This window comes from Microbacterium sp. S1037 (genome assembly GCF_048381605.1).
Lineage (GTDB): Bacteria > Actinomycetota > Actinomycetes > Actinomycetales > Microbacteriaceae > Microbacterium > Microbacterium testaceum_B.
Genome location: NZ_JBLWIG010000001.1, coordinates 1,029,456 through 1,055,881 on the forward strand (window position 1 = coordinate 1,029,456; position 26,426 = coordinate 1,055,881).

The following is a 26,426-nucleotide window of genomic DNA, read 5'->3' on the forward strand; positions in this document are numbered from 1 at the left end:
CTACGCTGTCGTGACCATGCCCGCCGCCGCCCTCGAACCGCCCTGCGGAGTCGTCCTCGCGGCCGGTGCCGGGCGCCGTTTCGGCGGCCCCAAGGCACTCGCCCGCACCCCGGCGGGCACCCCCTGGATCGCCCTCGCGGTCCGCGCGCTGCGCGCGGGCGGGTGCGGCGAGATCCTCGTTGCGCTCGGGGCGTCGCTCGAAGAAGCCGCTCCGCTCGTCCCTTCCGACGCCACGGTCGTGCCCGTTCCCGACTGGGCGTCGGGCGTCTCGGCGCCCCTTCGCGCGAGCCTCGCGCACGCGGCATCCGGGACCTCTCCGGCCGCGATCGTCATGCCGGTCGACACCCCGGATGCCACCCCCGCGGCGATCGCGCGCCTCGTCCGTCGGGCACAGCCCGACGCGCTCGCGCAGGCGGTCTACGACGGGTCACCCGGACACCCCGTGCTGATCGGACGCGCGCACTGGGACGCGGTGAGCGCCGCGGTGCGCGGCGACATCGGGGCCCGGCCGTACCTGATCGCGCAGAACGCCGAGCTCGTGGAGTGCGGTGATCTGTGGTCCGGGAGGGACCGCGACGAGCGTTGATCACGGTCTGATCACGGCCGGGATGAATTTTGACGTGGCTATAGACAAAACCCCCTCGGCTGGATAATTTTTCGGAGCCGTCATAATTGCGACGGCGACCAGAGAGCCGGGACGAAGGCGTACCCGATCTGTGCCGGGGAGGGCACGGGTACGACCATGGGGGTCCCTGCAGTTCAGAGAGGAACGCAGATCACATGCTGAAGAAAATCCTGACCGGTGCGGCCATCGCCGCTCTCGCCGTCGGTCTCGGAGCGTGCAGCTCGGAGCGCGCGACCTCCGGTGGCGGCGACGCCGCCAGCGGTGGCACCGAGTGCAACGTCGGTATCGCGATGCCGACCCGCAGCCTCGAGCGTTGGATCAACGACGGTGAGCAGCTGCAGAAGAAGCTGCAGGACGCCGGCTGCACCGTCGACCTGCAGTACGCCGACAACAAGACCGACCAGCAGATCAGCCAGATCCAGAACCAGATCTCGGGTGGCGCGAAGATCCTCGTGATCGCCGCGATCGACGGATCGACCCTGGGCCCGGTGCTGCAGGAGGCCAAGGCGCAGAACGCCACGGTCATCGCCTACGACCGCCTCATCAACGGCAGTGAGAACGTCGACTACTACGCCACCTTCGACAACTACAAGGTCGGTACCCTGCAGGGTCAGTACATCGAGACCCAGCTCGGCCTGAAGGACGGCAAGGGCCCGTTCAACCTCGAGCCCTTCGCCGGCAGCCCCGACGACAACAACGCGAAGTTCTTCTTCGCCGGTGCCTGGGATGTCCTGAAGCCGTACGTCGACAAGGGCCAGCTGGTCGTTCCCAGCGGTAAGTCGCCGGCCGACGACGACGCGTGGGCGTCGATCGGCATCCAGGGCTGGGCGTCCGACAAGGCGCAGGCCGAGATGGACAACCGCCTCTCGTCGTTCTACGGCGACGGCAAGAAGGTCAACGTGGTGCTCTCGCCCAACGACAGCCTCGCCATCGGTATCGAGGCGTCGCTGAAGTCGGCCGGATACACCCCGGGCGCCGACTACCCGATCATCACGGGCCAGGATGCCGACAAGGCCAACGTCAAGGCGATCCTCGACGGCGCTCAGGCGATGACCGTCTGGAAGGACACTCGCGCCCTCGGTGACCGCGTGTTCACGATGATCCAGGAGATCAAGGACGGCAAGACCGTCGAGGTCAACGACGAGAAGACCTACGACAACGGCAAGAAGGTCGTGCCCTCCTACCTGCTGACCCCCGAGGTCGTCGTGAAGGACGACGTCCAGTCGAAGCTCATCGACTCGGGCTTCCTGAAGGCGTCCGACGTCGGACTCTGATTCACCCTTCGCGACGGGGCGGGCTTCGGCCCGCCCCGTCGCTCGATCCCTGACGGAGGGACAACCATGACCGAACCGATCCTGCGCATGTCGGGGATCTCGAAGTCGTTCAACGGCATCCCGGCGCTCGCCGACGTGTCGATCGACGTCCACCGGGGCGAGGTGCACGCGATCTGCGGTGAGAACGGCGCCGGCAAGTCCACGCTCATGAAGGTGCTGAGCGGCGTCTACCCGGCCGGCAGTTTCGAGGGCAGCATCACCCTCGAGGGCGAGGAGATGGCGTTCCGCTCGATCAACGACAGCGAAGCCGCCGGCATCGTCATCATCCACCAGGAGCTGGCGCTCAGCCCGTACCTGTCGATCGCCGAGAACATCTTCCTCGGCAACGAGAAGGCCAAGCGCGGCGTCATCGACTGGAACGCGACGAACACCGCGGCCGCCCAGCTGCTCAAGCGCGTGGGACTGCGCGAGAACCCCGCGACGAAGATCTACGAGATCGGCGTCGGCAAGCAGCAGCTCGTCGAGATCGCGAAGGCGCTGGCCAAGGAGGTCAAGCTCCTCATCCTCGACGAGCCCACCGCTGCGCTGAACGACGACGACTCGGCGCACCTGCTCGACCTCATCGATCAGCTCCGCGATCAGGGCATCACCTGCATCATCATCAGCCACAAGCTGAAGGAGGTGCTCCGCATCGCCGACCGCATCACGATCATCCGCGACGGCCGGACGATCGAGACCATGCGCCGCGACGATCCCGACACCGACGAGGGCCGGATCATCCGCGCGATGGTCGGCCGCGACCTCAACAGCCTCTTCCCGCCGCGCGAGCCCGACATCGGCGAGGAGCTGTTCCGCGTCGAGAACTGGACGGTGCACCACCCCGTCGACACCGAGCGCGTCGTGATCGACAACGCCTCGTTCATGGTGCGCGCGGGCGAGATCGTCGGCTTCGCGGGGCTCATGGGCGCGGGGCGCACCGAGCTCGCGATGAGCATCTTCGGTCGCATGTACGGCACGGGCATCTCGGGCGAGGTCTACAAGAACGGCCAGCCGATCGATGTACGTACGGTGGACGCCGCGATCAAGCACGGCATCGCCTACGCGACCGAGGACCGCAAGAAGTACGGCCTCAACCTCATCGGCGACATCCAGGTCAACGTCTCGGCATCCGCCCTCGCCCGCCTCGCGCGTCTGGGCGTCGTCGACCGCTACCGCGAGTACAAGGTCGCCGACTCGTACCGCTACAAGATGAACATCAAGGCCCCGAGCGTCGCCGCGATCACCGGACGCCTGTCCGGCGGCAACCAGCAGAAGGTCGTGCTGTCGAAGTGGATGTTCACCGGACCCGACGTGCTCATCCTCGACGAGCCCACCCGCGGCATCGACGTCGGCGCGAAGTACGAGATCTACGGAATCATCAACGAACTCGCGGCCCAGGGTAAGGCCGTCATCGTCATCTCGTCGGAGCTGCCCGAGGTCATCGGCCTCTCCGACCGCATCTACACCATCTCCGAGGGGCGCATCACGGGCGAGGTCAGCCGCGCGGATGCCACCCAGGAGACGCTCATGCGGCACATGACCGCCGGAAGGAACTGACAGCAATGGCCACCGCATCCACCCAGACGGTCGAAGCGCCGACCCAGCCCGGGCCTCGCCGCCGCGGCATCCTGTCGCGCATCAACTTCCGGCAGTTCGGCATCCTCGCCGCCCTGGTCATCATCATCGTGCTGTTCCAGGTGCTCACCGGCGGGCGACTGCTCATGCCGGGCAACGTCAACAACCTCATCCAGCAGAACGCCTACGTGCTGATCCTCGCGATCGGCATGGTCATGGTCATCATCGCCGGGCACATCGACCTGTCGGTCGGCTCGGTGGTCGCCATGGTCGGCGCGATCGCGGCGATCGCGATGAACCAGTGGGGCCTGCCGTGGTGGCTGGCCGTGATCCTCTCGCTCGCCGTGGGCGCCGTCGTCGGTGCCTGGCAGGGCTTCTGGGTCGCCTTCGTCGGCATACCCGCGTTCATCGTCACGCTCGCCGGCATGCTGCTGTTCCGCGGTCTGACCCTCGTGCTCCTGACGGGCGGAACCATCGCGGGTCTGCCCGACGGCTTCACGGCCATCGGCGCCGGCTGGCTGCCGCCCATCCTCGGTTACGTCGGCGTGTGGGACTCCCTGACGGTGGTCCTCGGCTTCGTCGCCGTGGTCGCGCTCATCGCCCAGCAGCTGCGGACGCGGGCGACGCTGCGTCGCCTCGAACTGCCCCGCGAGGTCGCGTGGTCGTTCTGGGCGAAGAACGCCATCGCCGCCGTCGCGATCATGGCGGTCGCCTTCACCCTCGCCGCCTACAACGGCACCCCGATCGTGCTGATCATCCTGGCCGTGCTCGTGCTCGCCTACACGTTCGTGCTCAACCGCACGACCTTCGGTCGTCACGTCTACGCGATGGGCGGCAACCTGTTCGCCGCCGTGATGAGCGGTGTGAAGACGAAGTGGGTCAACTTCTTCATCTTCGTGAACATGGGCGTGCTCGCGGGCCTGGCCGCCGTGGTCAGCACCGCTCGCGCCGGTGGCGCCGTGGCATCCGCCGGTCAGAACTACGAACTGGATGCCATCGCCGCCGTGTTCATCGGTGGAGCGGCCGTCCAGGGCGGCATCGGCACCGTGATCGGCGCCGTCGTCGGTGGTCTCGTCATGGGCGTGCTGAACATGGGCCTGTCGATCCTCAGTGTGGATGCCGCCTGGCAGATGGCGATCAAGGGCATCGTGCTGCTGCTGGCCGTCGCGTTCGACATCTTCAACAAGCGCCGCAACGGCGGTGCGTGATCGGATGGGGAGCGTGGCCCCGGGGCCCGCTCCCCATCCGCCCGGCTCCGATGGGATGATGGGGGAGGTGCGCCCCTCATGACCCCTGCCGTGTTCGAGCCCGCGACGCCGCTCGCACCCCCGGCCGGTCGTACGACCAACGACCTGATCCGCCAGCAGAACCTCGCGTCCGTGCTGTCGCTCCTTCACTCGCGGGGAGCGCTCTCACGCGCGCAGCTCGGCGCCACCACCGGCTTGAACCGCTCGACCGTGACCGGCCTGGTCATGGAGCTCACCGAGCTGGGGCTCGTCCGCGAGGCCCCCGGCGGGGAGCGCACCGGCAAGGTCGGGCGCCCCACGCTCGACATCGAACCCGAAGACCACGTCGCGGCCCTGAGCGTCCGCGCCGAGCCGCACGCGGTGACCGTGGCGCTCGTCGGACTCGGCGGCGTGGTGCACGCGCGACTGCGTCACGACACCGCGAATGCGCCCTCGCCGCGCCGGTTCGTGCAGATCGTCGAATCGTCGGTCGAGGCGATGCGCGCCGACATCGATCGGCACTACCGCGTGGTGGGAGCCGGTCTCGCGGTGCCGGGCCTGGTCAACGCGAACGGCTCGGTCCTCGTCTCTCCGACGCTCGGGTGGAAGCGCGAACCGGTCGCCGCGCGCCTCAGCGACCAGCTCGGCATGCCGGTCACGGCCGGCAACGACGCGAGCATCGGCGCCCTCGCCGAGTCGCGCTTCGGTGTCGGGGTGGGGGTCGGCAACCTCCTCTACCTCGGCGGCGCGATGCACAGCATCGGCGGCGGGCTCATCATCGACGGCACCCTGCTGCGCGGAACCTCGGGCTACGCGGGCGAGCTCGGCCACACGGTCGTCGACCCTCGGGGTCGGCGCTGCGTCTGCGGGAGGAAGGGATGCCTCGAAGCCGAGGTGAGCCTCGACCTCCTCGAGCCGCTCCTCGGACGCCGCAAGCTCGACGAAGACGAGCTCGACGTCGAGCTCGGGGTCGCTCGCGATCCCCGCGTGATGGCCGAGGTCACCCGCCAGGTCGAGGTGCTCTCGGTCGCACTGACCAACTTCGTCAACGCCTTCAGCCCCGAGACCGTGGTGCTCTCGGGCTACCTCGGCGCGCTGCTGTCGGTGAGCCGCGAGCGCCTGGCCGAAGCGGTGCGCGTGCACCCCCTGGGCGCGGAGGGGCGGACGATCCGCCTCGAGCGCGCCCACCTCCGCTCTCGCCTGATGCTCGTCGGCCCGGCCGAGCTGGCCTTCGCCGACCTGCTGTCGAATCCCGCGGGCTTCCGCGCCTGACGTCGTCCCGCGCCGCCGCACCCGCCCCCCCGTTGAGTGTCCAAGACACGCCGCAACTGCCGGGGCCATTACGGCGTGTCTTGGACACTCAACGCTGGAAGTGCGGGGGCGGCGCGCCCCGCGGCGGCGGGGCGGGGCGTCAGCCGCCGAGGACCACGTTCAGCGGCTCCTCGCCGGCGCGGAGGCGGTCGATCTGCCGACGCACGAGGCGAGCGATGCGGGGGCGCATGGCATCCGTCGCTCCTCCCACGTGCGGGACGACGAGGGCGCCCTCGAGGCTCCACAGCGGGTGCCCCGCCGGCAACGGTTCGGGGTCGGTCACGTCGAGCGCGGCGCGGATGCGGCCGCGTCGCACGTGGTCGACGAGGGCGTCGGTGTCGACGAGCGGACCGCGTCCGACGTTGACGACGAGCGCTCCGTCGGGGAGCGCCGACAGCGCCGCGTCGTCGATGATGTGCCGGGTCGCGTCGCCGCCGGGGAGCGACGCGATGAGGATGTCGGTGCCGGCGAGCACCTCGGCCAGCTCACCGATCGGGGAGACCTCGACGTCGTCCTGCAGGCGTCCGTGCGAGGCGACCGCGCGCAGCTCGACCTCGAACGGCTTCAGGCGTGCGGCGATCGCCCGACCGACGCCCCCGAATCCGAGGAGCGTCACACGGCGGTCGGCGAGGCCGGGTGCACCTCCGCCGATCCATTCGCCGCGGTCCTGCGCGCGCACGAACTCGGGCAGGCGACGCTGCGCGGCCAGGGCGAGCGCCACGGCGAGCTCTGCCGTCGCGGTCTCGTGCACCGACGACGCGTTCGCGAACACGATCCCCTCTGGCAGGCGTCCTTCGACGTTGTCGTAGCCGATCGACTGGCTCTGGACGAGCCCGACCTCGACGCTCGAGAGGGCCTCGATGACCCCGTCCATCGACATGTACGGCGGCACCACCATGTCGAAACGCTCACGCGGGGCGGCATCCTTCATGTCCCAGATCACCACCTCGACGCCGTCGGGGAGCTCGCCGAGGTCATCGCGGAGCTGGGCGGTGGGCACGGACACGGTGAGGGGGGTCGCGGTCGTCATCCCGAGAACGCTACCGCCGGCGTCTCGCCCGTGGAGGCGGGTTGCGCGCGGCGGCCGATCTGCACGCCCACGGGCACGTCGTAGGCGAGATACTCGGCCAGCAACCGGTCGGAACGCTGGGCGAACAGACGCCGCGAGAGCGCGGCGGCGAGCTTCGTCGCCCCGCCCACGAGTCCCGGGATCTGATGGCTCAGCATCCCCTGGCTGATCCGCGCGCCGTGGTTGAACAGGTGGATGCGCGACAGCGCTTCCCCTCCGCGGCGGTCCACGAGGCCGAAGTCGTCGTCGAGGTAGGGGAACGCGGCGAGTCCCGGGTTCTGCGCCGCGGCCTCGGGGCTGAGGCGGTCGCTCCAGAGGGTGGCATCCGCGGCCACCGTCGAGAGCTCCGGGCGTCGAGCAAGGTCGGCCACGATCCCCGTCGCGGCGAAGACGACGTCATAGCGATGGATGCCATGCGGCGTTGTCACGACGATGTCGCTGCCGTCCCACTCGACGCTCTGCCACGGCGAAGCGGTGAGGAATCGGAAGCCGTCGAAGGCGTGTGCGCGCCAGATCGCGTTCTGCGTCGCGGGCTGGTCGACGGCCGAGAGGTGGACGTTGAACGCCCATTTCTGCTCGTCGGTGAAGGAGCCGTAGTTCTCGATGAGGCCGGCGAACTCCATCCAGCGGTACGGGCTGACCTGCGGCATGGCGGGGCGCCGCATGTGCACGTCGACGGACACCGCGCCGTGCTCGAGGGCGGTCGCGGCGTTGTCGAACGCGCCCGTTCCCGCGCCCAGGATGCCGATGCGCAAGCCGGCGAGACCCGCGAAGTCGATGTCGTCGTGCGTGTGGTGCACGCGCTCGGTCGGGATGCCACCGAGGAGCGCCGGGATATGACGTCCGCCCGCCCCCTCGATACCCGTGGCGAGAACCACGTGGCGGGCCAGCAGTACCCACGAGCCGTCGGGTCCGTCGAGGTGCATCCGCAGCGGACCGTCGGGCTCGGTCGGGCGGATCGTGCCGACGCGGGTGGACCCGACCACCTCGATGCCCGAGACGACCCGGTACCACTGCAAGAACCCCTGCCACGCGACGGTGGGGAAGAACGTGATGGCCTCCCATGTGTCCTCGCCGTAGACGGCCTCGAACCAGGCTCGAGGACTCACCGCGGGAACGCCCCAGGTGGGCCAGGCGATGTCTTTGGGGGTGCGCAGCGTGTGCATGCGCGCGTAGGTCGTCCACGGCCCGGTGGCGTCGACCGGGGCGGCGTCGATCACGACAACGTCGTCGATCCCGCGTCGACGGAGTCCGCGCGCGAGCACGAGCCCGGCTTGGCCTGCACCGACGATGACGACCGGGTGCTCGCCGTCGCTTTCGCCGACCCACGCCCGCTCGTCGCCGGCGCTCAGTCGCTCCTGGTGCGCCGCTTCGCGCTCGAGGGCGGCCAGACGGGCGGCTGCGTCGGGGCGCGGTTCGAGCGCGTTCACTCGACGACGACTCGCACGCCGTACGCGTCGTCGAGTCGGAAGTTGTGGTGGTCGGTGACGTTGGTGTCGTCGAGTTCGAGGTTGACGAAGTCCACGCTCGGCTCGTCGAAGAACGGGCCCGCGTGCCACGTGCCCTTGAGCATCGTGATCGCGGTGCGCGGCGGGATGCGGAACGCGCGCAGGTCGTCGAGCGTCGGCTCATCGATGCCCTTGGGTGCGACGGCGATCGTCCACTCGACGTCGCCGACCGCCATGAGCGTCTGGGTCGTCTCGAGGTGACGCGTGACGCGCACGAACTCGGGCTTCTTGTCGTCGAGTGACATCAAGTAGAAGCGCGGGATGCCACCCGAGACGTCGAGGACGGCCTCCTCGGACGTGAAGGGCGTGCCGTCGGCCATCGGCGTGAGGACGACGCCGAACGGGGCGAAGTTCTCGGCGGTGACGGTCTCTGCGGCGAGGGCGTGCGGGGTGAGGGTCTCGGTCATGCCATGAAGCTATACCTGTCAGACAAGTTCGATCCCCTCTTGTCTGACACGTTTACGACCTCGTTACGACCCCGAAACGCCCCGCTCGTGGCGCACGCGCCGGATCAACGCGTTGCGCAGTCCCGCCGGCGCCGCGACCTGCACCTCGCGCGACCAGTACCCGACCGTGTCGCCCGTGCCGTAGCCGCAGTACGTCATCTCGACCACGGGCACGCCGGGCTCCGTCGACAGCAGCTCCGCGCGCGCGGCATCGAGCGCGACCGCGTCGACCCAGAGTGTCTCCCACGCGACATGGATGCCATTGGCTTCCTCGGCCAGCTCGAACACGGGTCGATGCGGGTCGAGGCCGACCTCGCGAACGAGGGGCACGAGGTCTTCCGCGAGGGCGTAGGGCGTCCCGTCGACGCTCCAGACCTTCACGGTTCGGAAGACGCGCGTGCCGTCGGGCAGGTCGTCGTAGCGGTGCGGGTCGCCGGGCAGAAGAACCCGGACGTCGGATGCCGCGACCTCGAGCCGCGGCTCGTACCCGGCCGCGCGGATCGAGAGCGAATGGTCGAACTGCTCGTCGATCCGACGCCCCACGTGGGGGAGTCGGCGATTCGGCGTGGTGCGGGTGCCCTGCGTGCGGTGCACGTATCCGCGCTCCTCGAGCCGCACGAGCGCCTCGCGCACCGACGCGCGGCTGGCACCGGTCAGCTCAGCCAGCCGCGGCTCGGACGGAAGCGTCTCGAGGTCGCCGCTCCATAGAGCCAGGATCCGGTCGATGACGGCATCCTGATCGGTCGTTGCCATGGGCTCCTCGTTCGTGTCGAGCGGCGGCTCACGTCGGAGAACCCCGCAGGATCCCGACGGCCTCTTCGCGGCTGGACACCCCCAGCTTGCCGTAGATCGAGCGGACCTGAGACTTCACGGTGTTCATCGACACGCTTCGGACGCGCGCGATCTCGGCCAGGCTCAGGCTCGAGGTCAGGAGGTGGGCGAGCTCGCGCTCCGTCGCCGTGAGAGCGGAGAGGGCGTCGGCGGAGGTGGAGGGGGCGGCGACGCGGGGCAGGATCTGTCGGGTCGCGGCGACGGTGGGAGCCAGATCGGGGGTGTGATGGGCCACCAGGTCGAGGAGGCGGTCGGTGTCGGAGAACGGGATCATGAGGAACGGCATCATCGAGCCGCCCGTTCGCTCGATGAGGCGGACCGCAGCGACCATGCTGTGCACGGCCCGCTTCTCGCCTCCCAGCCGGAGGAAGGCCACGGCTCGCAGCGTGAGGATCTGCGTCAGAGTGCGCAGACAGTGCTCGTCGTGCAGGGTGACGCACACGTTCGTGCTGTCTATGACCTCGCGTTCGCGTCCCATCTGCAGCAAGACCCGTGCTCGCTGCATCGGAAAGCAGACCGCGTGTCCGGGGGCGCTGACGGCGTTCTCGAGCACGGCAAGGGCCTCGTCGAACTCGCCGAGCGCGGTGAGCATGTCGGAATGAAGCCCGAGCAGGAGGCCCCGCACGATGCGGAAGCTTCGCGCTCGGCTCGAACTGTGCAGCAGTTCCCGGCTCTTGGCGAGTCCCTCGGTGATCTCACCCGCGATGAAGCGGGCGGCAACGCGCGTCATGCCCGCGCTGAAGTTCAGGTACGGGTTGTCGGGCTGCGTTCGGTCCAGCTCATCGGCGATCTCGAACAGTCGAACGCTGTCGGCTCGGCTCGCGGCGACGAATCCTTCACCCAGTAGCAGGCAGTGTGAGACATCCTCGACGTTCCACTGCTGCTCTCGGAAGAGGCGTCGGGCCTGGTCGGCGGCCTCCGCGGCCGCGAGGTATTCGGCGTTCAGCCCCAGATTGAGCGTTTGCGTGCCGAGAGCGCGATACCTCTGCCCGGGGGTTTCCGCGAACATCAACGCCTCAGCCGCGTAATGCCCGCCGAGCTGGGGCCACCCCACGGCGGCGCAGTACTCCGCGACGCTCGCGAACAGCCCCGACCGGACCGGTTCCGAGAGGGCGGCGGGGCGCGTGAGGCGGCCGGTGTCGAAGTAGCGCGAGACGAGGTCGAGCCCCTCGCCGAGCGCATCGTGGCGCGCGCGGGCGACGAGCATCGCCGAGAGCATCATGGCGCGGGCGTCGGTCCACAGCAGCGGAGGAGGGCCGGGCTCCGCCTCGGCGAGCAGCGCCAGGTGGCGCGCGAGCGGTTGGCCGTGCCCGGGCTCGAGGCGCAGCACGGTGTGCGCCGCGGCCGCCCGCAGAGCGGTGCCGGGATCGGTCGAGCTTTCGGGTTCGCTCATGAGGCCCTCCGGAGGCGAACACGGGCGCATGGACACAGCGTGCGCGACCGCGGTACGAAGAGCGCCCCTGTGAGCGACGATCGATCGCGGCTCTGGGGCCGCGGGCGAGGGTCGGAACCACCGCCCCCGGGAGCGATCCCCTTGCGAGAATACGCCCGACAGTCGGGCGGAGGCGCTCTCCACATCATCGTCAGGGCGCGATCCGGGGCGAGCGCGATCAAGCGCCCCGGGGTGCGGTCCCGCGTGGATCCGACGGACGGCCTCAGTCCGAGTGCACGTCGAGGATCGCCACCGCTTCCTCGCGCCGCGAGACCCCGAGCTTGCTGTAGATCGACCGCATCTGCGACTTGACGGTGTTCACCGATACCCCGCGCGCGCGAGCGATCTCCGCGGTGGTCTGATCCGTCCGCAGGAGGGTCGCGAGCTCGCGCTCCGCGGGGCTGAGCGGCGAGAGCGCGGGCGACATCGACTGGCGTGCCGCGAGCGCGGGGAGGGCGGCGCGCATCGCGGTGATGGTCTCGACGAGGTCGCCGCGCTCGTCGGCCACCAGGTCGAGCAGTCGCGCCGCGTCGGCGCTCGGGATCATCAGGAACGGCATGAGCGATCCCCCCGTCCGCGAGATCAGCTCGATGGCCGACTCCATGCTCTGCGTGGCGCGACGGGGGTGGCCCAGGCGGAGGAAGGCGACGGCGCGGCGGGTGAGGAGGGGCGTGAGGGTGCGCAGGCAGTGCTCATCGTGCATCGCGACGCAGGCGTTCGTCGACTCGATCACCTCGCGCTCTCTCCCCGTCAGCAGAAGGGTCGCCGCCCGCTGCATCGGGAAGCACACGGCATGGCCGGGCTGGGTGACCCCCGTCGCGAGCACGGCCAGCGCTTCGTCGAACTCGCCATGCAGGGCGAGCATGTCGGCATGCATCCCGAGCAGGAGGTCGCGCTGCAACCGCGGGCTCCGAGCCCGGTCGGAGGCGTGGAGCAGTCGGCGACTCTCGGCGAGGCCGGCCGCGAGGTCGCGATCGAAGAAGTGCGCGGCGACACGCATCACCGCCGCACCGAAATTCCAGTACGGCTGATCGGACGGCGTTCTCTGCAGCGCGTCGGCCAGTTCGCGGAGGCGCCCGACGTCGGCGCGAGTGAGGGCGAGCATCGCTTCGCCGAGGCAGAGGCAGTGCGAGAGGTCGTCATCGTGCCAGCCGTGCGCCGTGAAAAGGGCATGGGCCCGCTCGATCGCCGCAGCGGCCGCGATGTACTCCGCGTTGAGGGCGAGGGCGAGGGCATGCACGCTGTGGGCCCGGTACCGCTGCGCATCGGTCTCGGCGAACAGCAGCGACTCGGCCGCGTATCGGGCCGCGATCTGCGGCCACCCGGTGGCTGAGCAGTACTCGCTCACGCTCGCGTACAGGCGGGAACGCGTGCTGGCCGACATCGACGCCGGACGCGTCAGGCGTCCGTCCTCGAAGTAGCGTTGCGGCAGAGCCAAGCCGTCCGCGAGGGCATCGCGCCGCGCTCGGGCGGCCAGGATGCTGGCGAGGACGCCGGCGCGCGCGTCGGTCCAGACGGCCGGTGCGGGCCCCGGATCGACCTCGGCGAGAAGGGTCAGATGGCGCGCGGTCGGCTGACCGTGTCCGGGCTCGAGGCGCAGGAGCGTCTGCACCGACGCCGCGCGGAGGGCGTCGCCGCCTTCGGGCACCTCCACGATCGGCACATCCTCTCTCCGCCCGGGCGCGCGGCGAAAGGCGTCGGGTCCCCCATCCACGGGCTCGATGGGGAGGTCGGGAAGCGCGAAATCGGGACGCGGGTATGGAGAACGATAGTGGCGCGGGTGAAATTCCGCATGCACTGTCGGCGCAGCCGCCGATCGCGCGGTACGGCCGGCCGGAAGCTCAGGCTGCGGCGGAGACCACGGCGGAGATCGCCGAGGTGAAGAAGCCGAGCCCGTCGACACCGGAGCGCATGGCGGCGGAGGTTCCCGGACCGAAGCCCGGCTCGACCGCGTGCTCGGGGTGCGGCATGAGACCGACCACGTTGCCGCGCTCGTTCGTCAGACCGGCGATGTCGTCGAGCGACCCGTTGGGGTTCACGCCCAGGTACCGGAAGGCCACGAGACCTTCACCGTTCACGCGGGCCAGGGTCTCGGCATCCGCGATGTAGCCGCCGTCGGCGTTCTTGAGGGGGATGACGATCTCGTCGCCCTCGGAGAAGTCGCTCGTCCACGCGGTCGAGGCGTTCTCGACGCGCAGGCGCTGGTCGCGGCGGATGAACTGCTGGTGGGCGTTGCGGATGAGACCGCCCGGGAGCAGGTGCGCCTCGACGAGCATCTGGAAGCCGTTGCAGATGCCGAGCACGGGCATGCCCTTGTTCGCGGCGTCTTTCACCTCGGCCATGATCGGTGCGAACGCGGCGATGGCTCCCGCGCGCAGGTAGTCGCCGTAGCTGAAACCGCCGGGCAGGACGAGGGCGTCGACGCCCTTCAGGTCGTGCTCGCCGTGCCAGAGTGCAACCGGCTCGGCGCCCGCGAGACGGATCGCGCGCTGGGCGTCGCGGTCGTCGAGCGAACCGGGGAAGGTGATGACCCCGATGCGGGCGGTCACTCCACGACCTCGATGTTGACGACGTCTTCGATCACGGCGTTCGAGAGCATCTCGTCGGCGAGCTCGCGCGCGCGGGCGAGCGTGGCCTCGTCGACCTCGCCCTCGACGGTGAGCTCGAAGCGCTTGCCGATGCGGACGTCGGAGAAGCGCTTCTCGCCCAGACGCGACAGGGCGCCGGCGACGGCCTTCCCCTGCGGGTCGAGAAGCTCGGCCTTGGGCATGACGTCAACGACGATGGTGGGCACAGCAGCTCCAGAAGTCGGTGGGGTTGTGCCCCCCATTCTACGCAGGGCGCCCCGGCTGCCGCGGTCGCGGACGGGGTCTCGGTGATCTGGCCGCGAGACAGCATCCCGCTGACATCTCCATTGCAGGCTGCAGTGGGTTTGTCAGCGCAATGAAGTCTCGCGAGGCTCCTTCCCGGATAGCACGGCGCGTAACGATGTGGGAGCGCTCTCTTGACGTTGTGGGAGCGATCCCATACTCTCGTCGAAATCGATGAGAGCGCTCCCACACCTGAGGCCGGGGGCTGATCACTCCGTCGGTTCGCATCCACCACAAAGGAGTGTCCTGTGAAATCACGCGCCCTGCGCCGCGTCGCCCTGGCGGCGTCCGTCGCTTCCACCTCTGCCCTCGTGCTGGCCGGTTGCTCCGGCGGCGGGGGCGCTGCAGCCGGCAGCAGCGACGAGGAGATCACCCTCACCGTCGCGACGTTCAACGACTTCGGCTACACCGACGAGCTGCTGAACGCCTACACCGCCGAGCACCCGAACGTGAAGATCGTGCACAACCGCGCGGCCAAGTCGAACGACGCCCGCGCCAACTACTTCCAGAAGCTCGGCAAGAGCGGCCTGGCCGACATCGAGGCCATCGAGGTCGACTGGCTGCCCGAGGTCATGAAGTACTCCGACCTGCTGGCGCCGGTGCCCGACGACCTGAAGGATCGCTGGCTCGACTGGAAGTCGAAGGCCGCGACCGACTCCTCCGGCAATCTCATCGGCTATGGCACCGACATCGGCCCCGAGGCCATCTGCTATCGCGCCGACCTGTTCGAGGCCGCGGGCCTTCCCTCCGACCCCACCGAGGTCGCCGCCGCCCTTCAGGGCGACTGGTCCAAGTACTTCGAGATGGGCGACAAGTACGTCGCCGCCACCGGCAAGCCGTTCTTCGACTCCGCCAGCAGCGTGTACCAGGGCATGATCAACCAGGTCGAAGCCGCGTACGAGGACCCCGACACCGGGGAGATCACCGCCACGACCAACCCCGAGGTCAAGAAGATCTACACCGAGACCCTCGACGCCAGCAAGACGCAGTCGGCGCACTTCGAGCAGTGGTCGACCGACTGGTACGCGGGCATGGCGAACGGCGCGTTCGCGACGCTCTCCTGCCCCGGCTGGATGCTGACGCAGATCGAGGGCAACGCTCCCGAGGTCTCGGGCTGGAAGATCGCCGACGTCTTCCCCAACGGCGGAGGCAACTGGGGCGGTTCGTACCTGACCGTCCCCGCCAACGGCGCGCACGTCGCCGAGGCGCAGGCCCTGGCCGACTGGCTGACCTCGCCCGAGCAGCAGGTCAAGTTCTTCGAGCAGGCGGGCACCTTCCCGAGCCAGGTCGACGCTCTGAAGTCGCCCGAGCTCCTCGGTGCGAAGAACGCCTACTTCGGCGACGCGGCGATCGGTGAGATCTTCACCAACCGCGCGAACGCCGTGTCGGTGACCCCGTTCAAGGGCCAGTACTACTTCCAGGTGAACGACGCGATGTCGAAGGCGCTCCTCCGCGTCGATCAGAACACGCAGGACGCCCAGACCTCGTGGGACCAGTGGGTCTCTCAGGTGGATGCCATCGGCTGACGTCGGACGTCGCGGGCCGGGCGCCGTGTGCGCCCGGCCCGTACCCCCGGAAGGAAACCCATGACCACCACACTGCAGCCGCCCGCGAACCCCGCGGCATCCGCCCCCGACGGTCCCCCCGCTCGCACGCCCCGACGCGTCGGGTTCGGCTCGAAGCTCAGCGCCTGGGATCTGAAGCTTTCCCCGTACCTCTACATCTCCCCGTTCTTCATCCTCTTCATCGTCACGGGCCTCTTCCCGATCCTGTACACGGGCGTCATCTCGTTCATGGACTGGGACCAGATCCGCGGCTCGGGCACCTTCGTCGGCTTCGACCAGTACGCCTACGTGCTCTCGCAGCCCGCGTTCTGGGACGCCCTACGCAACACCTTCAGCATCTTCGTGCTGTCGACCGTGCCGCAGCTGATTCTCGCGGTCTTCATCGCGGCGATGCTCGACCAGAACATCCGGGCGAAGACCCTGTGGCGGATGGGCGTCCTCGTCCCGTACGTCATGGCCCCCGTCGCCGTCGCGCTGATCTTCAGCAACATGTTCGGCGACCAGTACGGCATCGTGAACACCCTGCTCGGCCGCATCGGCCTGCCCGGGGTGGGATGGCACTCCGACACCTTCGCCAGCCACATCGCCATCGCGACGATGGTCAACTTCCGCTGGACCGGCTACAACACCCTCATCCTGCTCGCCGCCATGCAGGCCGTCCCGCGCGAGTACTACGAGGCGGCCACGGTCGACGGCGCGGGCAAGGTCCGTCAGTTCTTCTCGATCACGCTGCCGAGCCTCAAGCCGACCCTCATCTTCGTCGTCATCACGTCGACCATCGGCGGCCTGCAGATCTTCGACGAGCCGCGCATGTTCGACCAGGGCGGCACCGGCGGGTCCAACAACCAGTGGCTGACGATCTCGCTCTACCTCTACAAGCTCGGGTGGGGCGAGTGGAACTTCGGTCGGGCGGCCGCGCTCGCGTGGATCCTCTTCCTCATCATCCTCGTCATCGGGGCGGTCAACCTCTTCATCAGCCGCTCGCTCGTGCGTGACGAGGGCGCCCGCGACGGCCTCACCCGCGCTCAGCGCCGTGCCGCCTCGCGTGCCGCGAAGCAGCGCCTCGCCGCCGAATCCACCGGAAAGGGCGCACGGTCATGAGCGTCATCGACACCTCTCCCGTCACCGCGGCCGCAGACCCGAAGCCGCCACAGCGCCAGTCCCGGGTCCGCCGGCCCCGCGCCGTGCGGGGCTCGCGTCCCGGCTGGTTCGTCTACGCCAGCCTCGGCGTCGTCCTGCTCGCGGCGATCGTGCCCTACTACTGGGCGCTGCTGATCGGCTCGGGCGACTCGTCCACGATCCGCAACACCGAGCTGTCGTGGATCCCGGGCGGCAACTTCTTCACGAACGCCGCCGCGGTGCTGAACAACCCGGCCGTCAACTTCTGGACGGGCCTGTGGAACTCCATCTTCAGCTCGGCCTTGATCGCGGCATCCGTCGTCTTCTTCTCGACCCTCGCGGGTTGGGCCTTCGCGAAGCTGCGCTTCCGCGGCGGTCCGTGGCTGCTGGTGTTCGTCGTCGCGACGATGGCCGTGCCCACGCAGCTCGGCGTCGTTCCGCTCTACATCCTGTTCAGCGAGATCGGGTGGACGGGGCAGATCGGCGCGATCATCGTGCCGGCGCTCACCAGCGCCTTCGGTGTCTTCTGGATGACGCAGTACCTGCGCCAGGCCGTGCCCGACGAGCTGATCGAGGCTGCCCGCGTCGACGGAGCGAGCTCGTTCCGCACGTTCCTCACCGTGGGCGTCCCGGCCGCTCGCCCCGCCGCGGCGATGCTGGGTCTGTTCACGTTCGTCACCGCGTGGAACAACTTCTTCTGGCCGTTCATCGTGCTCGACCGCCAGAACCCGACGCTGCCGGTGGCCCTGTCGCTGCTGCAGTCGAACTACTTCGTCGACTACTCGGTCGTGCTCGCGGGTGTGCTGCTTTCGACGGTTCCGCTCCTGCTGCTGTTCGTGTTCGCGGGCAAGCAACTGGTCAGTGGCATCATGCAAGGGGCGGTGAAGGGATGACCCTCGCGCCCACGGAAGGAACCCGAACCATGTCCGCAACCCGAGCCTTTCCCGAGGGCTTCCTCTTCGGAGCCGCGACCGCGGCCTACCAGATCGAAGGAGCCGCCTTCGAAGACGGTCGTACCGCCTCGATCTGGGACGCGTTCAGCCGCGTCCCGAACGCGGTGATCAACGCCGACAACGGCGACGTCGCGTGCGACCACTACCACCGCTACGCGGGCGACGTGCAGCTCATGAAGAGCCTCGGCCTGCAGACGTACCGCTTCTCGACGTCCTGGTCGCGCGTGCGCCCCGACGGCGGCGCGCTGAACCCGAAGGGCGTCGACTTCTACAAGCGCCTCGTCGACGAGCTCCTGGATGCCGGCATCCTCCCGTGGCTGACCCTGTACCACTGGGATCTTCCCCAGGCCCTGCAGGACCGCGGCGGCTGGACGGTCCGCGAGACGAGCGATCTCTTCACCGAGTACGCGCTCGACATGCACGACGCCCTGGGCGACCGGGTCAACGTGTGGACGACGCTCAACGAGCCCTGGTGCTCGTCGTTCCTCAGCTACACCGCGGGCGCGCACGCCCCCGGGCACTATTCGCAGGCCGAGGGCATGCTCGCCGCCCACCACCTGCTGCTCGGTCACGGTCAGACCGTCCGCGAGCTCCGCGCGCGCGACTCGTCGTTGAACCTCGGACTCACGCTGAACCTCACGGTGGCGGATGCCGTCGACCCGACGAACCCGAGCGACGTCGACGCCGCGCGCCGCATCGACGGTCAGTTCAACCGCTGGTTCCTCGAGCCGGTGTTCCGCGCCGAGTACCCCGCCGACATCATCAAGGACTTCCGCGACACCGACGCCGAGGCTGTGTCTCGGTGGCAGGCAGCGGTGCAGCCGGGCGACCTCGACGTCATCTCGACGCCGATCGACACCCTCGGCGTGAACTACTACCACGGCGAGTTCGTCGGGGGCACTCCTCCCGTCGTCAATCCGCCCGCGGGCGATGCTCCGACCGAGCGGCCGATCTCGTCGCCGTTCCCCGCGCACCAGAACCTCTTCTGGCACGACCGTGGACTTCCGCGCACGAACATGGGCTGGGAGGTGCAGCCCGAGGGGCTCACTCGCCTGCTGGTGCACGTCAGCGAGGAGTACAGCGCGCAGGCGGGTGTCGCCCTCTACGTCACCGAGAACGGTGCGGCCTACGACGACGAGCTCGTCGTCGAGGACGGCGAGGCGCACGTCCACGACACCGACCGCGTCGAGTTCGTCGAGGCGCACCTCGGAGCGGTTCTGGATGCCGTCGACCAGGGCGTCGACGTACGCGGCTACTTCTACTGGTCGCTGATGGACAACTTCGAGTGGGCGTGGGGCTACGAGAAGCGGTTCGGCATCATCTTCGTCGATTACGCGACGCAGGAGCGGACCGTGAAGGATTCGGGTCTGGCGTACGCGCGGGTTATTGCGGAGCGGGCGTTGGTTGCGGAGGGGGCCGTCGGGGTCGGCTGATCCACCTCGTGTTGGCGGTACTGAGCCGATGACGCACGGACCCACGCCTTCTCCTTCAGCGTGCGTCCGTGCGTCATCCTCAGGATGAGCGATCCTCGTGGTGGTTCGAGTTCATGATGTATCGATGACCACGTTGCAGGAGAGTGCCTCGTGATTGAGGTGACTTACGAGCACGAGGCCGACTTGATGAATGCGAAGCCGCTGCTGGAGGCGCAGGCGTAGAGGGATCCGTCTTTGGCGTTGCTGGCGAGGGGTGTGAGGGTGCCGCCGCTGATGCTGTAGTAGATCTTGCCGTCGCTGCCGCGGACGTAGAGGTGGGAGTTGTTCGAGGTTTCCTGGCGGGTGATCTGCGTGGCGGTGACGCCGGTGGGTAGGCCTTGGATGGGTGTGGTGATGTTCATCGGTACCCCACTGGTGGTGATGAATGCGAAGCCGCTGCTGGAGGCGCAGGCGTAGAGGGATCCGTCTTTGGCGTTGCTGGCGAGGGGTGTGAGGGTGCCGCCGCTGATGCTGTAGTAGATCTTGCCGTCGCTGCCGCGGACGTAGAGGTGGGAGTTGTTCGAGGTTTCCTGGCGGGTGATCTGCGTGGCGGTGACGCCGGTGGGTAGGCCTTGGATGGGTGTGGTGACGTTGTAAGGGATGCCATCGGGGACCGTAGACGCGCTGAGAGTCGCGGTCCCGGTCGACGATCCCGAGGTCGCCGTAGAGGTAGCTGTTCCGCCTGCCGCCGGTACGTTGATGTCCGGCACCATGTACCGCCCGTTCGTCCCCGATAGCCCCGTCGCCGAGGTCGAACCGCCCGAGAACGTGTAGCCGTTCGACAGGCTCACCGTGATCGACGCCCCGGTCGTCGCCGCCCCGTTCGTGGTCACCGTCACATAGGCGCCGGTGATCGTTGAGCACGCGGTGCCGTTGTACGTGGTCTTGTCGAACGCCAGCTGCAGCGTGCCGGAGGCGGATGCCGTAGGTGTGATCGTCGCGGCGGCGATGACCGGAATGGTCCAGGCGGCGCCGGCGAGTACCGTGCGGCGGGGCAGGCCGCCGTCGACGGCGGTGGTTTCGGGGGTGTTCTCCACGGGGAAGTCCTCTCGGGGTCGGGCGATGTGCCGTGTCACATCAAGCCGTGCATCCCTGCCGGCTATGTAAGTGGTGTCGCAAGGTGGGGCGCGCTGTCGGGATGGCGCACCGGCGGGTGGATGCCGGGTGACCCCCGGAGGCGGTGGCCGAAGGACGGGGGTGAAGCGGCTTCGGCGGCGACGCCCCGCCGCCTAGAGTCGGTCGCCACGCATCGTGGAGGGAGAGCACGTGAGCGCGCCCGGTTCGCCGAGTTCTGGCCATCGCGATCCCGCATGGAACATCGCCCGCGTCCCTCTGACCGGATCAGCGATCGCCGAGTGGTTCGCGGCGCGGGGGATGGACGTGCGCGGCGGCACCGCCCCCAGCCACGCCTTCATCGACGAGGCTCAGGTCGCCGAGGTCTCGGTGCGACGCATCTGGCACACGGCTTTGAGTGTCAGCCGCGCGGCGACGAACACGGGCAGTCCGCGTGACACGCTCATTGTGCAGGTCGCCGGTGAGGCGCGTCTCTCGCTCGGCGACGACGCGGCGGTCGCCCTCGGTCCCCACGCCGTCGTCTTCCTGCCGGGCGGCCAGGCGTTCTCACTTGTGTCCGACGAGCCGACCGCGCGCATCGAGATCGACTACCGCGCACACGACCGCGCCGCCGCCTGGGTGCACGGTGCCGGCGAGCTGGTGTCGGCGAGCATGATCCTGTCGGCCGTCAACGCCCTCTTCCACACCCCCGTTTCGGGGGGGGGGGGGGGGGGGGGTAATCAGCGTCGCGACCGCGGTCGCGGCATCCGTCGAGGCGCTGATCGCCGCGGCGCGCGCTGAAGCCGGAGCGCTGCGCGCCTCACCCCGGGCGAGGCCGCCCGAGGCCGTCGGCTACGCCGACCTGTATCACCGGGCCTCGGTCGTCATCACCTCGGGTGCGATGCACGTCGATCTCACGGTCGATCGTGTCGCTGAGCGCACGGGCGTGACGCGTCGTCAGCTGGAGCGGGCGTTCGCCGCCCACGGCCGGTCGCCCGGCCAGATGCTCCGCGAGGAGCGGCTCCGCCTCGCCCGCATGTTCCTCGCCGCGGATCCCGACTTCTCCCTGGCGAGCGTCGCGAAACTGTCGGGCTTCCCCTCGGAACGCTCGCTCGCGCACGCCCTCGCCCCGTGACCTCTGGGACGGTTTCTCTAGCGCATTTTCGGCTCGATTCGACCGCGGCAGCGTCGAGCAGCATCCGGACCGGTCCGGGGAGTACGCTCACAACGTCGCCGCTGGTGTAACGGCGCGGTCGCATCGCAGAGCCCGGGAGAAGATCGATGTCACTCACCCCCGTGCGCGGTGCTGCCACCATCGAAGAGGTCGCCGCGCGAGCGGGTGTCTCGCGCTCCACGGTCTCGCGCGTCGTGAACGGCTCGACCGCGGTGTCGCCGGCCGCTCTCGACGCCGTCCAGCGGGCGATCGACGAGCTGCAGTACGTCCCGAACCGGGCCGCCCGCTCCCTCGCCAGCCGTCAGACCCGCGCGATCGCCCTCGTCATCCCCGAAGACACCGACCGCTTCTTCGGCGATCCATTCTTCGGTTCCATCGTCGCCGGCATCTCGCAGGTGATCGGTGAGTCCGACTACGTCATGAACATGCTCATCGCGAGCGACGACGCCAGCGCGAAGGCGCTCGGTTACCTCCGTAGCGGCAGCGTCGACGGCGCGATCGTCGCTTCGCACCACACGAGCGACACGTTCATCGACCGTCTCGCCGACACCGTGCCCGTCGTCTACGGCGGGCGTCCCGCGCGTGTGCGCCCCACCGACCACTACGTCGACGTCGACAACGTGCAGGGCGGGAGGGATGCCACGCAGTACCTGCTCGACCGTGGACACCGTCGCATCGCCACCGTCGCCGGTCCCGCCGACATGCCCGCCGGCATCGACCGGTTGCAGGGGTTCCGCGACGCCCTCGCCGCCGCTGGACTCGAACCGTTCGCCGTGGAGGACGGCGGGTTCACCGAGACCGAGGGTGCCGACGCGATGCGGCGGATTCTGGCATCCGGAGACGTCCCCGACGCGGTGTTCGTGGCCAGCGACCTCATGGCCCGCGGCGCGTACACGGCCCTGCGTGAGCGGGGGCTTGAGCCCGGGCGCGACGTCGCCGTCATCGGGTTCGACGACTCGTCGGTCGCGACCTCCCTGCTCCCCGCCCTGACCACGATCCGTCAGCCGTCCCACGACCAGGGGCGACAGATGGCGCGGATGCTGCTCGACCTGCTCGCCGGGCGCGCGCCGGCGAGCACCGCGATCCTGCCGACCGAGATCATCGAGCGCGGCTCGGCCTGATCACTCCCAGGTGGCGGTGTCGGGGTCGATGCCGTGCGCGCGGGCGCTCGCCTCGATCGCGTCGCGCAGCCACACGGCGAGCCCGGGTCGCACCGCGTCGTAGTGGGCTGCGAAGCGCGGGTCGGCGGCGTACATCCGGCCGAGGTGCACCTGCATCTGGCGTGTGATCGGGAAGTACTGCGAGAACACCGCGCGATGCCGTTCGACGAGCGCGTCGGCCGTGGCGTCGCCGGGGCGGGCGCCGGCGTCGATGGCCGCGCCGAGTTCCTCGTCGAATGCTGCGACCGTTCGCGTGACGGCTTTCCAGTCGTCGGCCGAGCGAGACGCCGCCCGCTCGGCGTACTGCTGCCACTGCGGCGACCCGCCGTAGGCCTCTCGAGCTTCGGCGGGCCAGCTGGTGTCCCACCCCGGCCCGAAAGTCGCGCGCTGCTCGTCTTCGGAGAGCAGGATGCCACGCTCCTGCGCCGCGATCATGCGCTCGAGATCCTTGTCGAGGTGCTGCAGCTGCGCGATGCGGCGCGCGAGTTGCGCCCGCTGGACGCGCAGCTGCTCGGCCACGTCTCCGCCCGGCTCGTCGAGCACCGCGCGGATGGCGTCGAGATCGAGACCGAGCTCGCGGTAGACGACGATGCGATGGAGCCGCTCGAGGTCGTCATCGGTGTAAAGCCGGTATCCGGCGGCCGAGCGGGCCGCGGGGCTCGCGAGCCCGATCTCGTCCCAGTGGTGCAGCGTGCGCACGGTCAGCCAGAGCTGCGCGGCCGTCTCACCCACCGGCATCCCCTGCTCACCCATGGGAGTCATTCTCGTCGCGTCCGATGCCGACCGACTGGAGGTTTTGGCCTTCGACGGTCGTGGGATCGAACACCTTGGCCGCCGTGAAGACGACGCGCGCATTCTCGGGCGTGACGACCTCGACCTCGCGCGTGTTCCAGGGGGTATCGCGCGCCTCGGCGGCTGCCCCCACGGCGGCGAGCGACGCCAGCAGAGGGTCGATCTGGTCGAGGAGGCACGCAAAGCTCACGTGCCCCGCCGAGACCGACGCCGGCGTCTCGCCCGACACGAGAAGGACGTCTTGGAACGCCCACCGCCGCAGGTGCACCATCTGCCCCGGGATGCCGAAGAGCTCGAAGAACCCGAGACCGCGCGTCCAGAAGTCGACGGATGCCGCCAGGTCGGACGTCGGGAAGGTGACGAACTGGGGCATGCCGTAGATCCCCCGGTACAGCGGGGGTGCGATGGCATCCGGTCCCGGAGGCGGCACGGGACTGATGTCGAAAGCGTCGAAGTTCTCGTTCATGCCCCCAGGCTCGGCCCTCACGTTGCGTGAGGGTCAAGTGGGTGAAGCGGCGGGCGAACCGAGCTATGTTGAGCGAAGGACAAGCGGACGGCGTGGGGAGATCGCTGCCGCGCGAAGGGGGACCGTCATGCGTCGTGCACCAATCGCCTTCACGGGGGCGCTGCTGATCGGGGCCGCCGCCCTGCTGACCGGATGCGCCTCGGGAGCCGGCGCGCCGGCCGCGAGCGACACCCCGGTCGCGTCGCCGACGGCGTCGGTTGCCTCACCGACGGCCTCGACCCCCGCGGTCCCGTCGTCATCGCCCGCTGCTCTGCCGGCATCCTGTGACGATCTCGGCACCGCCGAGACCCGCCAGCAGACCGTCGGCGACCTGACCGCGCAGCACGCCGACGGATTCGTGCGCCCGTCGCCCGTGAACGCGACGACCGTGCTGTCGTGCAACTGGATCCAGGAGGAGGCGGCGGCCGTGCTGCTCATCGTGAGCACCGCGCCGGCGGCGGACATCACGGCCGGTCTCGAGGGCTTGGGTGCACAGGGCTTCGAGTGCCAGCCGTCGCAGGACTTCGGCGCGCAGTACTGCGCGAAGCCCTCCGACACCCCCGAGACCGAGGACGTGGTGGTCGCGGGCGACGGGAAGTGGCTCTACCTCGAGACCGTCAACATCAACGCTCGGCCGTGGCTGTCGGAGATCACGTCGCAGATCTTCGGCTGACCGCACGGCCCGCCGGAGGGAGCGTACGAGGGGGAGGCGCGCGAGGGTGAGAAGAGTGATCCGCGGAGCGCTGGCCGCCGCTCTCGCCGGGCTGGTCGCGGTGACCCTGTCGGGTTGCTTCATGATCCCGCTGATCGACGGACGATCTCCGTTCGACGACCCCTTCGGCTCGAGCAAGAGCGACATCGAGAAGGCGATCCCGCCGATCCAGGCCGCGATCGACGAGAGCGGCGTCGCCGACGGCGGGGTCTGGCGCATCGTCGCCGAGCGGGGGAGCGACAACTGTGAAGGCTCCTGCCAGTTGCGCGTCGATGTGAGCATCGAGCCCGCCGACGTCGCCGACCTCGACACCACCGATCGTCCCGACCTGAACAGCTGGTACCCGAACTACGCCGTGTCGGAGGAGATGCTCCGTGCGGTGCTGGTCGCGGTGATCCCCGTCGCGGAGCGGAACCGTGTCGATGTGTCCATCGTCCCCGGGTACGGTGAGCTGTCGCCGGGCGGGTCCACGATCTCCGCCGATCTCTCCGGCGCGGTGGAGGCGCTGTTCGCGTCCCGGCCGCGCGGTGACGGCTACTCGACCCGATTCGGTGAGGGCGAGGACGGCGAGGTCGAGGCATTCACCCGCACGAAGTCCGGCGTGCTGCAGGAGATGGGTCTGGCGGAGTCGCAGGGATGAAGGACGTATGGGGATGGGCGACGATCGCGATCGTCCTCAGCGTGCCCGTCGTCTTCGCGGCGGTCGCGTATGCGGTGGGTCGTCGTCAGCGGCGGTCCGGTGCCTCCGCGATGTCGTCCGGAGGTCTGCTGGGCTTCGATGAGTTATTCCATCCCACGGCGCACGACGCGCGGATTGTATGGGAAGCGGAGCAAGAGATCCCCGTCCCCGCGCCGACGCCCGACCGCGGCCCGGGCGTGATCGAAGCGGGCGGTCGCATCACGATCGAAATCGCCCGAGACCCCACAGATTCGCGCTGACGTTCGTTCCGGCGTCACCAGTACCGTCGACAGTCCCGACCCGCGGAGAGAGCCGCCGATGCCGCACCTGCACACCCGCCCCGGCGATCACGACGCCACCGTGAGCCTCTTCATCGTCCGCGTCGACGGCCCCGAGCCGCGCTTGAGCTACCACCTGCACCGGCGCGCCCGGAAGCTCATGATGTTCGGCGGCCACGTCGAGCACGACGAGACCCCCTGGGCGGCGGTGCGGCGCGAGCTCGTCGAGGAGTCGGGATATCAGCCCGAGCAGGTGCGGCTGCTCCAGCCCGTGGTGCGCATCCGCCACCTCACCGACGCGGCCGCGCACCCCGTGCCGGTGCTGTCCTCGACCGCCTGCACCTCGGCCGACCCGGCGCACTTCCACACCGACCTGCTCTACGCCCTCGTCACCGCCGAAGAACCCGCGGGAGCCCCCGACACGGGAGAGTCGACCGACATCCGCCTGCTCACCCGCGCCGAGCTCGACGTCGTTCCCGACGACGAGATCGTCGAGATGTGGCGCGAGGCGGGGCGCTTCATCCTCGACGAGATCCTGCCCGCGTGGGAGCCGGTCGCGATGGACGAGCACCTGAGCGTCGCGCCGCTTGTATAAGCGGGGCAATCGCTCACGCGCGTCTCATACGCGCACGGCCGGTTCGCACGCGGTCACGGGGATGCTGCCTCTGGCGCGATGGGTGTTGAAGCGCATCAACAGGCGCCTCGATCGGTTAGCATCCAACTGATCGACACCGTTGGCGAAGGGGACCTCGAGTGCA

Annotated in this window: 27 protein-coding genes; 16 read left to right on the forward strand and 11 right to left on the reverse strand. The window is 69.3% G+C overall.

The features are described from left to right. Positions 1-16 precede the first annotated feature (16 nt). The 5 genes from ACMW4R_RS04545 to ACMW4R_RS04565 all read left to right on the forward strand — a co-directional run bounded on the left by ACMW4R_RS04545 (position 17) and on the right by ACMW4R_RS04565 (position 6,011). Positions 17-586, forward strand: a complete 570-nt coding sequence (locus ACMW4R_RS04545) for a nucleotidyltransferase family protein (RefSeq protein WP_418299887.1) — start codon at positions 17-19, stop codon at positions 584-586. 194 nt (positions 587-780) lie between these two features. After that, entirely contained in the window at positions 781-1,899 is a 1,119-nt protein-coding gene (chvE, locus tag ACMW4R_RS04550; RefSeq protein ID WP_058629756.1) for a multiple monosaccharide ABC transporter substrate-binding protein, read from the forward strand. 66 nt (positions 1,900-1,965) lie between these two features. Next, a complete protein-coding gene (mmsA, locus tag ACMW4R_RS04555; RefSeq protein WP_418299286.1) occupies positions 1,966-3,495 on the forward strand; it encodes a multiple monosaccharide ABC transporter ATP-binding protein in 1,530 nt (509 codons plus the stop codon). A 5-nt stretch (positions 3,496-3,500) separates the two neighbouring features. Continuing rightward, positions 3,501-4,721, forward strand: coding sequence for a multiple monosaccharide ABC transporter permease (mmsB, locus tag ACMW4R_RS04560; RefSeq protein WP_058595194.1), 1,221 nt, complete (start codon positions 3,501-3,503; stop codon positions 4,719-4,721). Positions 4,722-4,799: 78 nt separating this feature from the next. Continuing rightward, positions 4,800-6,011 carry an ROK family transcriptional regulator gene (locus tag ACMW4R_RS04565; RefSeq protein ID WP_058595195.1) on the forward strand — a complete coding sequence of 404 codons (1,212 nt, stop codon included), beginning with the start codon at positions 4,800-4,802 and terminating at the stop codon, positions 6,009-6,011. A 139-nt stretch (positions 6,012-6,150) separates the two neighbouring features. Here ACMW4R_RS04565 and ACMW4R_RS04570 read toward each other — a convergent pair whose 3' ends face one another. From ACMW4R_RS04570 to purS, 8 genes are all read right to left on the reverse strand, one after another. Next, positions 6,151-7,080, reverse strand: a complete 930-nt coding sequence (locus ACMW4R_RS04570; RefSeq protein ID WP_058627665.1) for a 2-hydroxyacid dehydrogenase — start codon at positions 7,078-7,080, stop codon at positions 6,151-6,153. Next, the gene (locus tag ACMW4R_RS04575; protein WP_418299287.1) at positions 7,077-8,549 is read right to left on the reverse strand and encodes an FAD-dependent oxidoreductase; all 1,473 of its coding nucleotides are present in this window, start codon (positions 8,547-8,549) and stop codon (positions 7,077-7,079) included. The genes ACMW4R_RS04570 and ACMW4R_RS04575 overlap by 4 nt, the downstream gene beginning before the upstream one ends. Then, a complete protein-coding gene (locus ACMW4R_RS04580; RefSeq protein WP_418299288.1) occupies positions 8,546-9,034 on the reverse strand; it encodes an ureidoglycolate lyase in 489 nt (162 codons plus the stop codon). Before ACMW4R_RS04580 ends, ACMW4R_RS04575 begins: the two co-directional genes overlap by 4 nt. Positions 9,035-9,097: 63 nt before the next feature. Continuing rightward, positions 9,098-9,826, reverse strand: coding sequence for a GntR family transcriptional regulator (locus ACMW4R_RS04585; protein ID WP_418299289.1), 729 nt, complete (start codon positions 9,824-9,826; stop codon positions 9,098-9,100). Positions 9,827-9,854: 28 nt separating this feature from the next. Beyond that, a complete protein-coding gene (locus ACMW4R_RS04590) occupies positions 9,855-11,297 on the reverse strand; it encodes a response regulator transcription factor (RefSeq protein WP_058595200.1) in 1,443 nt (480 codons plus the stop codon). 262 nt (positions 11,298-11,559) lie between these two features. Next, the gene (locus tag ACMW4R_RS04595) at positions 11,560-12,990 is read right to left on the reverse strand and encodes a helix-turn-helix transcriptional regulator (RefSeq protein ID WP_153003258.1); all 1,431 of its coding nucleotides are present in this window, start codon (positions 12,988-12,990) and stop codon (positions 11,560-11,562) included. A 187-nt stretch (positions 12,991-13,177) separates the two neighbouring features. Next, entirely contained in the window at positions 13,178-13,885 is a 708-nt protein-coding gene (purQ, locus tag ACMW4R_RS04600; protein ID WP_058595202.1) for a phosphoribosylformylglycinamidine synthase subunit PurQ, read from the reverse strand. Continuing rightward, positions 13,882-14,130: a phosphoribosylformylglycinamidine synthase subunit PurS gene (gene purS / locus ACMW4R_RS04605; RefSeq protein WP_418299290.1), complete on the reverse strand. Its 249-nt coding sequence runs from the start codon at positions 14,128-14,130 to the stop codon at positions 13,882-13,884. Before purS ends, purQ begins: the two co-directional genes overlap by 4 nt. A gap of 324 nt (positions 14,131-14,454) precedes the next feature. On the opposite strand from purS, the gene ACMW4R_RS04610 reads away from it, so the two are divergent. Genes ACMW4R_RS04610 through ACMW4R_RS04625 form a run of 4 tightly spaced genes read left to right on the forward strand, consistent with a single transcriptional unit; the run spans position 14,455 to position 19,276 of the window. Further along, the gene (locus tag ACMW4R_RS04610) at positions 14,455-15,732 is read left to right on the forward strand and encodes an ABC transporter substrate-binding protein (RefSeq protein WP_058595203.1); all 1,278 of its coding nucleotides are present in this window, start codon (positions 14,455-14,457) and stop codon (positions 15,730-15,732) included. 60 nt (positions 15,733-15,792) lie between these two features. After that, positions 15,793-16,872 (forward strand): carbohydrate ABC transporter permease, encoded by a 1,080-nt coding sequence (locus ACMW4R_RS04615; protein WP_058595204.1) that lies wholly within the window; start codon positions 15,793-15,795, stop codon positions 16,870-16,872. Next, on the forward strand, positions 16,869-17,783 hold the full coding sequence (locus tag ACMW4R_RS04620; protein WP_058595205.1) for a carbohydrate ABC transporter permease: 915 nt from the start codon (positions 16,869-16,871) through the stop codon (positions 17,781-17,783). The genes ACMW4R_RS04615 and ACMW4R_RS04620 overlap by 4 nt, the downstream gene beginning before the upstream one ends. Positions 17,784-17,812: 29 nt before the next feature. Next, complete coding sequence (locus ACMW4R_RS04625) at positions 17,813-19,276, forward strand: GH1 family beta-glucosidase (RefSeq protein ID WP_058595206.1); 1,464 nt, start codon at positions 17,813-17,815, stop codon at positions 19,274-19,276. Positions 19,277-19,440: 164 nt separating this feature from the next. On the opposite strand, the gene ACMW4R_RS04630 is transcribed toward ACMW4R_RS04625, so the two are convergent. Beyond that, on the reverse strand, positions 19,441-20,352 hold the full coding sequence (locus ACMW4R_RS04630) for a hypothetical protein (protein ID WP_418299291.1): 912 nt from the start codon (positions 20,350-20,352) through the stop codon (positions 19,441-19,443). A gap of 229 nt (positions 20,353-20,581) precedes the next feature. Between ACMW4R_RS04630 and ACMW4R_RS04635 the strand changes: the two genes are divergently transcribed. The 3 genes from ACMW4R_RS04635 (at position 20,582) to ACMW4R_RS04645 (ending at position 22,663) form a co-directional block, all read left to right on the forward strand. Next, positions 20,582-21,169: a hypothetical protein gene (locus ACMW4R_RS04635; RefSeq protein ID WP_418299292.1), complete on the forward strand. Its 588-nt coding sequence runs from the start codon at positions 20,582-20,584 to the stop codon at positions 21,167-21,169. Between the two features lie 100 nt (positions 21,170-21,269). Further along, entirely contained in the window at positions 21,270-21,503 is a 234-nt protein-coding gene (locus ACMW4R_RS04640) for a helix-turn-helix domain-containing protein (protein ID WP_418299293.1), read from the forward strand. Positions 21,504-21,649: 146 nt separating this feature from the next. After that, positions 21,650-22,663: a LacI family DNA-binding transcriptional regulator gene (locus tag ACMW4R_RS04645; RefSeq protein ID WP_058627795.1), complete on the forward strand. Its 1,014-nt coding sequence runs from the start codon at positions 21,650-21,652 to the stop codon at positions 22,661-22,663. Here the strand turns inward: ACMW4R_RS04645 and ACMW4R_RS04650 are convergent, their stop codons facing one another. Then, positions 22,664-23,455 carry a MerR family transcriptional regulator gene (locus tag ACMW4R_RS04650; protein WP_418299294.1) on the reverse strand — a complete coding sequence of 264 codons (792 nt, stop codon included), beginning with the start codon at positions 23,453-23,455 and terminating at the stop codon, positions 22,664-22,666. Continuing rightward, complete coding sequence (locus ACMW4R_RS04655) at positions 23,448-23,960, reverse strand: VOC family protein (protein ID WP_418299295.1); 513 nt, start codon at positions 23,958-23,960, stop codon at positions 23,448-23,450. Before ACMW4R_RS04655 ends, ACMW4R_RS04650 begins: the two co-directional genes overlap by 8 nt. A gap of 127 nt (positions 23,961-24,087) precedes the next feature. Between ACMW4R_RS04655 and ACMW4R_RS04660 the strand changes: the two genes are divergently transcribed. Genes ACMW4R_RS04660 through ACMW4R_RS04675 form a run of 4 tightly spaced genes read left to right on the forward strand, consistent with a single transcriptional unit; the run spans position 24,088 to position 26,263 of the window. After that, positions 24,088-24,672, forward strand: a complete 585-nt coding sequence (locus tag ACMW4R_RS04660; protein WP_058597549.1) for a hypothetical protein — start codon at positions 24,088-24,090, stop codon at positions 24,670-24,672. Between the two features lie 46 nt (positions 24,673-24,718). Further along, positions 24,719-25,351, forward strand: a complete 633-nt coding sequence (locus tag ACMW4R_RS04665; RefSeq protein ID WP_153003380.1) for a hypothetical protein — start codon at positions 24,719-24,721, stop codon at positions 25,349-25,351. Beyond that, positions 25,348-25,650, forward strand: coding sequence for a hypothetical protein (locus tag ACMW4R_RS04670; protein WP_058597547.1), 303 nt, complete (start codon positions 25,348-25,350; stop codon positions 25,648-25,650). The genes ACMW4R_RS04665 and ACMW4R_RS04670 overlap by 4 nt, the downstream gene beginning before the upstream one ends. Before the next feature lie 58 nt (positions 25,651-25,708). Then, positions 25,709-26,263 (forward strand): NUDIX domain-containing protein, encoded by a 555-nt coding sequence (locus tag ACMW4R_RS04675; RefSeq protein WP_058597546.1) that lies wholly within the window; start codon positions 25,709-25,711, stop codon positions 26,261-26,263. Positions 26,264-26,426: the final 163 nt, after the last annotated feature.

Bases quoted from the DNA above. Each gene is read 5' to 3' on its own strand.
- ACMW4R_RS04545 (WP_418299887.1), top strand. From the start codon at position 17: ATGCCCGCCGCCGCCCTCGAACCGCCCTGCGGAGTCGTCCTCGCGGCC.
- chvE (WP_058629756.1), top strand. From the start codon at position 781: ATGCTGAAGAAAATCCTGACCGGTGCGGCCATCGCCGCTCTCGCCGTC.
- mmsA (WP_418299286.1), top strand. From the start codon at position 1,966: ATGACCGAACCGATCCTGCGCATGTCGGGGATCTCGAAGTCGTTCAAC.
- mmsB (WP_058595194.1), top strand. From the start codon at position 3,501: ATGGCCACCGCATCCACCCAGACGGTCGAAGCGCCGACCCAGCCCGGG.
- ACMW4R_RS04565 (WP_058595195.1), top strand. From the start codon at position 4,800: ATGACCCCTGCCGTGTTCGAGCCCGCGACGCCGCTCGCACCCCCGGCC.
- ACMW4R_RS04570 (WP_058627665.1), bottom strand. From the start codon at position 7,080: ATGACGACCGCGACCCCCCTCACCGTGTCCGTGCCCACCGCCCAGCTC.
- ACMW4R_RS04580 (WP_418299288.1), bottom strand. From the start codon at position 9,034: ATGACCGAGACCCTCACCCCGCACGCCCTCGCCGCAGAGACCGTCACC.
- ACMW4R_RS04585 (WP_418299289.1), bottom strand. From the start codon at position 9,826: ATGGCAACGACCGATCAGGATGCCGTCATCGACCGGATCCTGGCTCTA.
- ACMW4R_RS04590 (WP_058595200.1), bottom strand. From the start codon at position 11,297: ATGAGCGAACCCGAAAGCTCGACCGATCCCGGCACCGCTCTGCGGGCG.
- ACMW4R_RS04615 (WP_058595204.1), top strand. From the start codon at position 15,793: ATGACCACCACACTGCAGCCGCCCGCGAACCCCGCGGCATCCGCCCCC.
- ACMW4R_RS04620 (WP_058595205.1), top strand. From the start codon at position 16,869: ATGAGCGTCATCGACACCTCTCCCGTCACCGCGGCCGCAGACCCGAAG.
- ACMW4R_RS04625 (WP_058595206.1), top strand. From the start codon at position 17,813: ATGTCCGCAACCCGAGCCTTTCCCGAGGGCTTCCTCTTCGGAGCCGCG.
- ACMW4R_RS04640 (WP_418299293.1), top strand. From the start codon at position 21,270: ATGCACGTCGATCTCACGGTCGATCGTGTCGCTGAGCGCACGGGCGTG.
- ACMW4R_RS04645 (WP_058627795.1), top strand. From the start codon at position 21,650: ATGTCACTCACCCCCGTGCGCGGTGCTGCCACCATCGAAGAGGTCGCC.
- ACMW4R_RS04650 (WP_418299294.1), bottom strand. From the start codon at position 23,455: ATGGGTGAGCAGGGGATGCCGGTGGGTGAGACGGCCGCGCAGCTCTGG.
- ACMW4R_RS04655 (WP_418299295.1), bottom strand. From the start codon at position 23,960: ATGAACGAGAACTTCGACGCTTTCGACATCAGTCCCGTGCCGCCTCCG.
- ACMW4R_RS04660 (WP_058597549.1), top strand. From the start codon at position 24,088: ATGCGTCGTGCACCAATCGCCTTCACGGGGGCGCTGCTGATCGGGGCC.
- ACMW4R_RS04670 (WP_058597547.1), top strand. From the start codon at position 25,348: ATGAAGGACGTATGGGGATGGGCGACGATCGCGATCGTCCTCAGCGTG.
- ACMW4R_RS04675 (WP_058597546.1), top strand. From the start codon at position 25,709: ATGCCGCACCTGCACACCCGCCCCGGCGATCACGACGCCACCGTGAGC.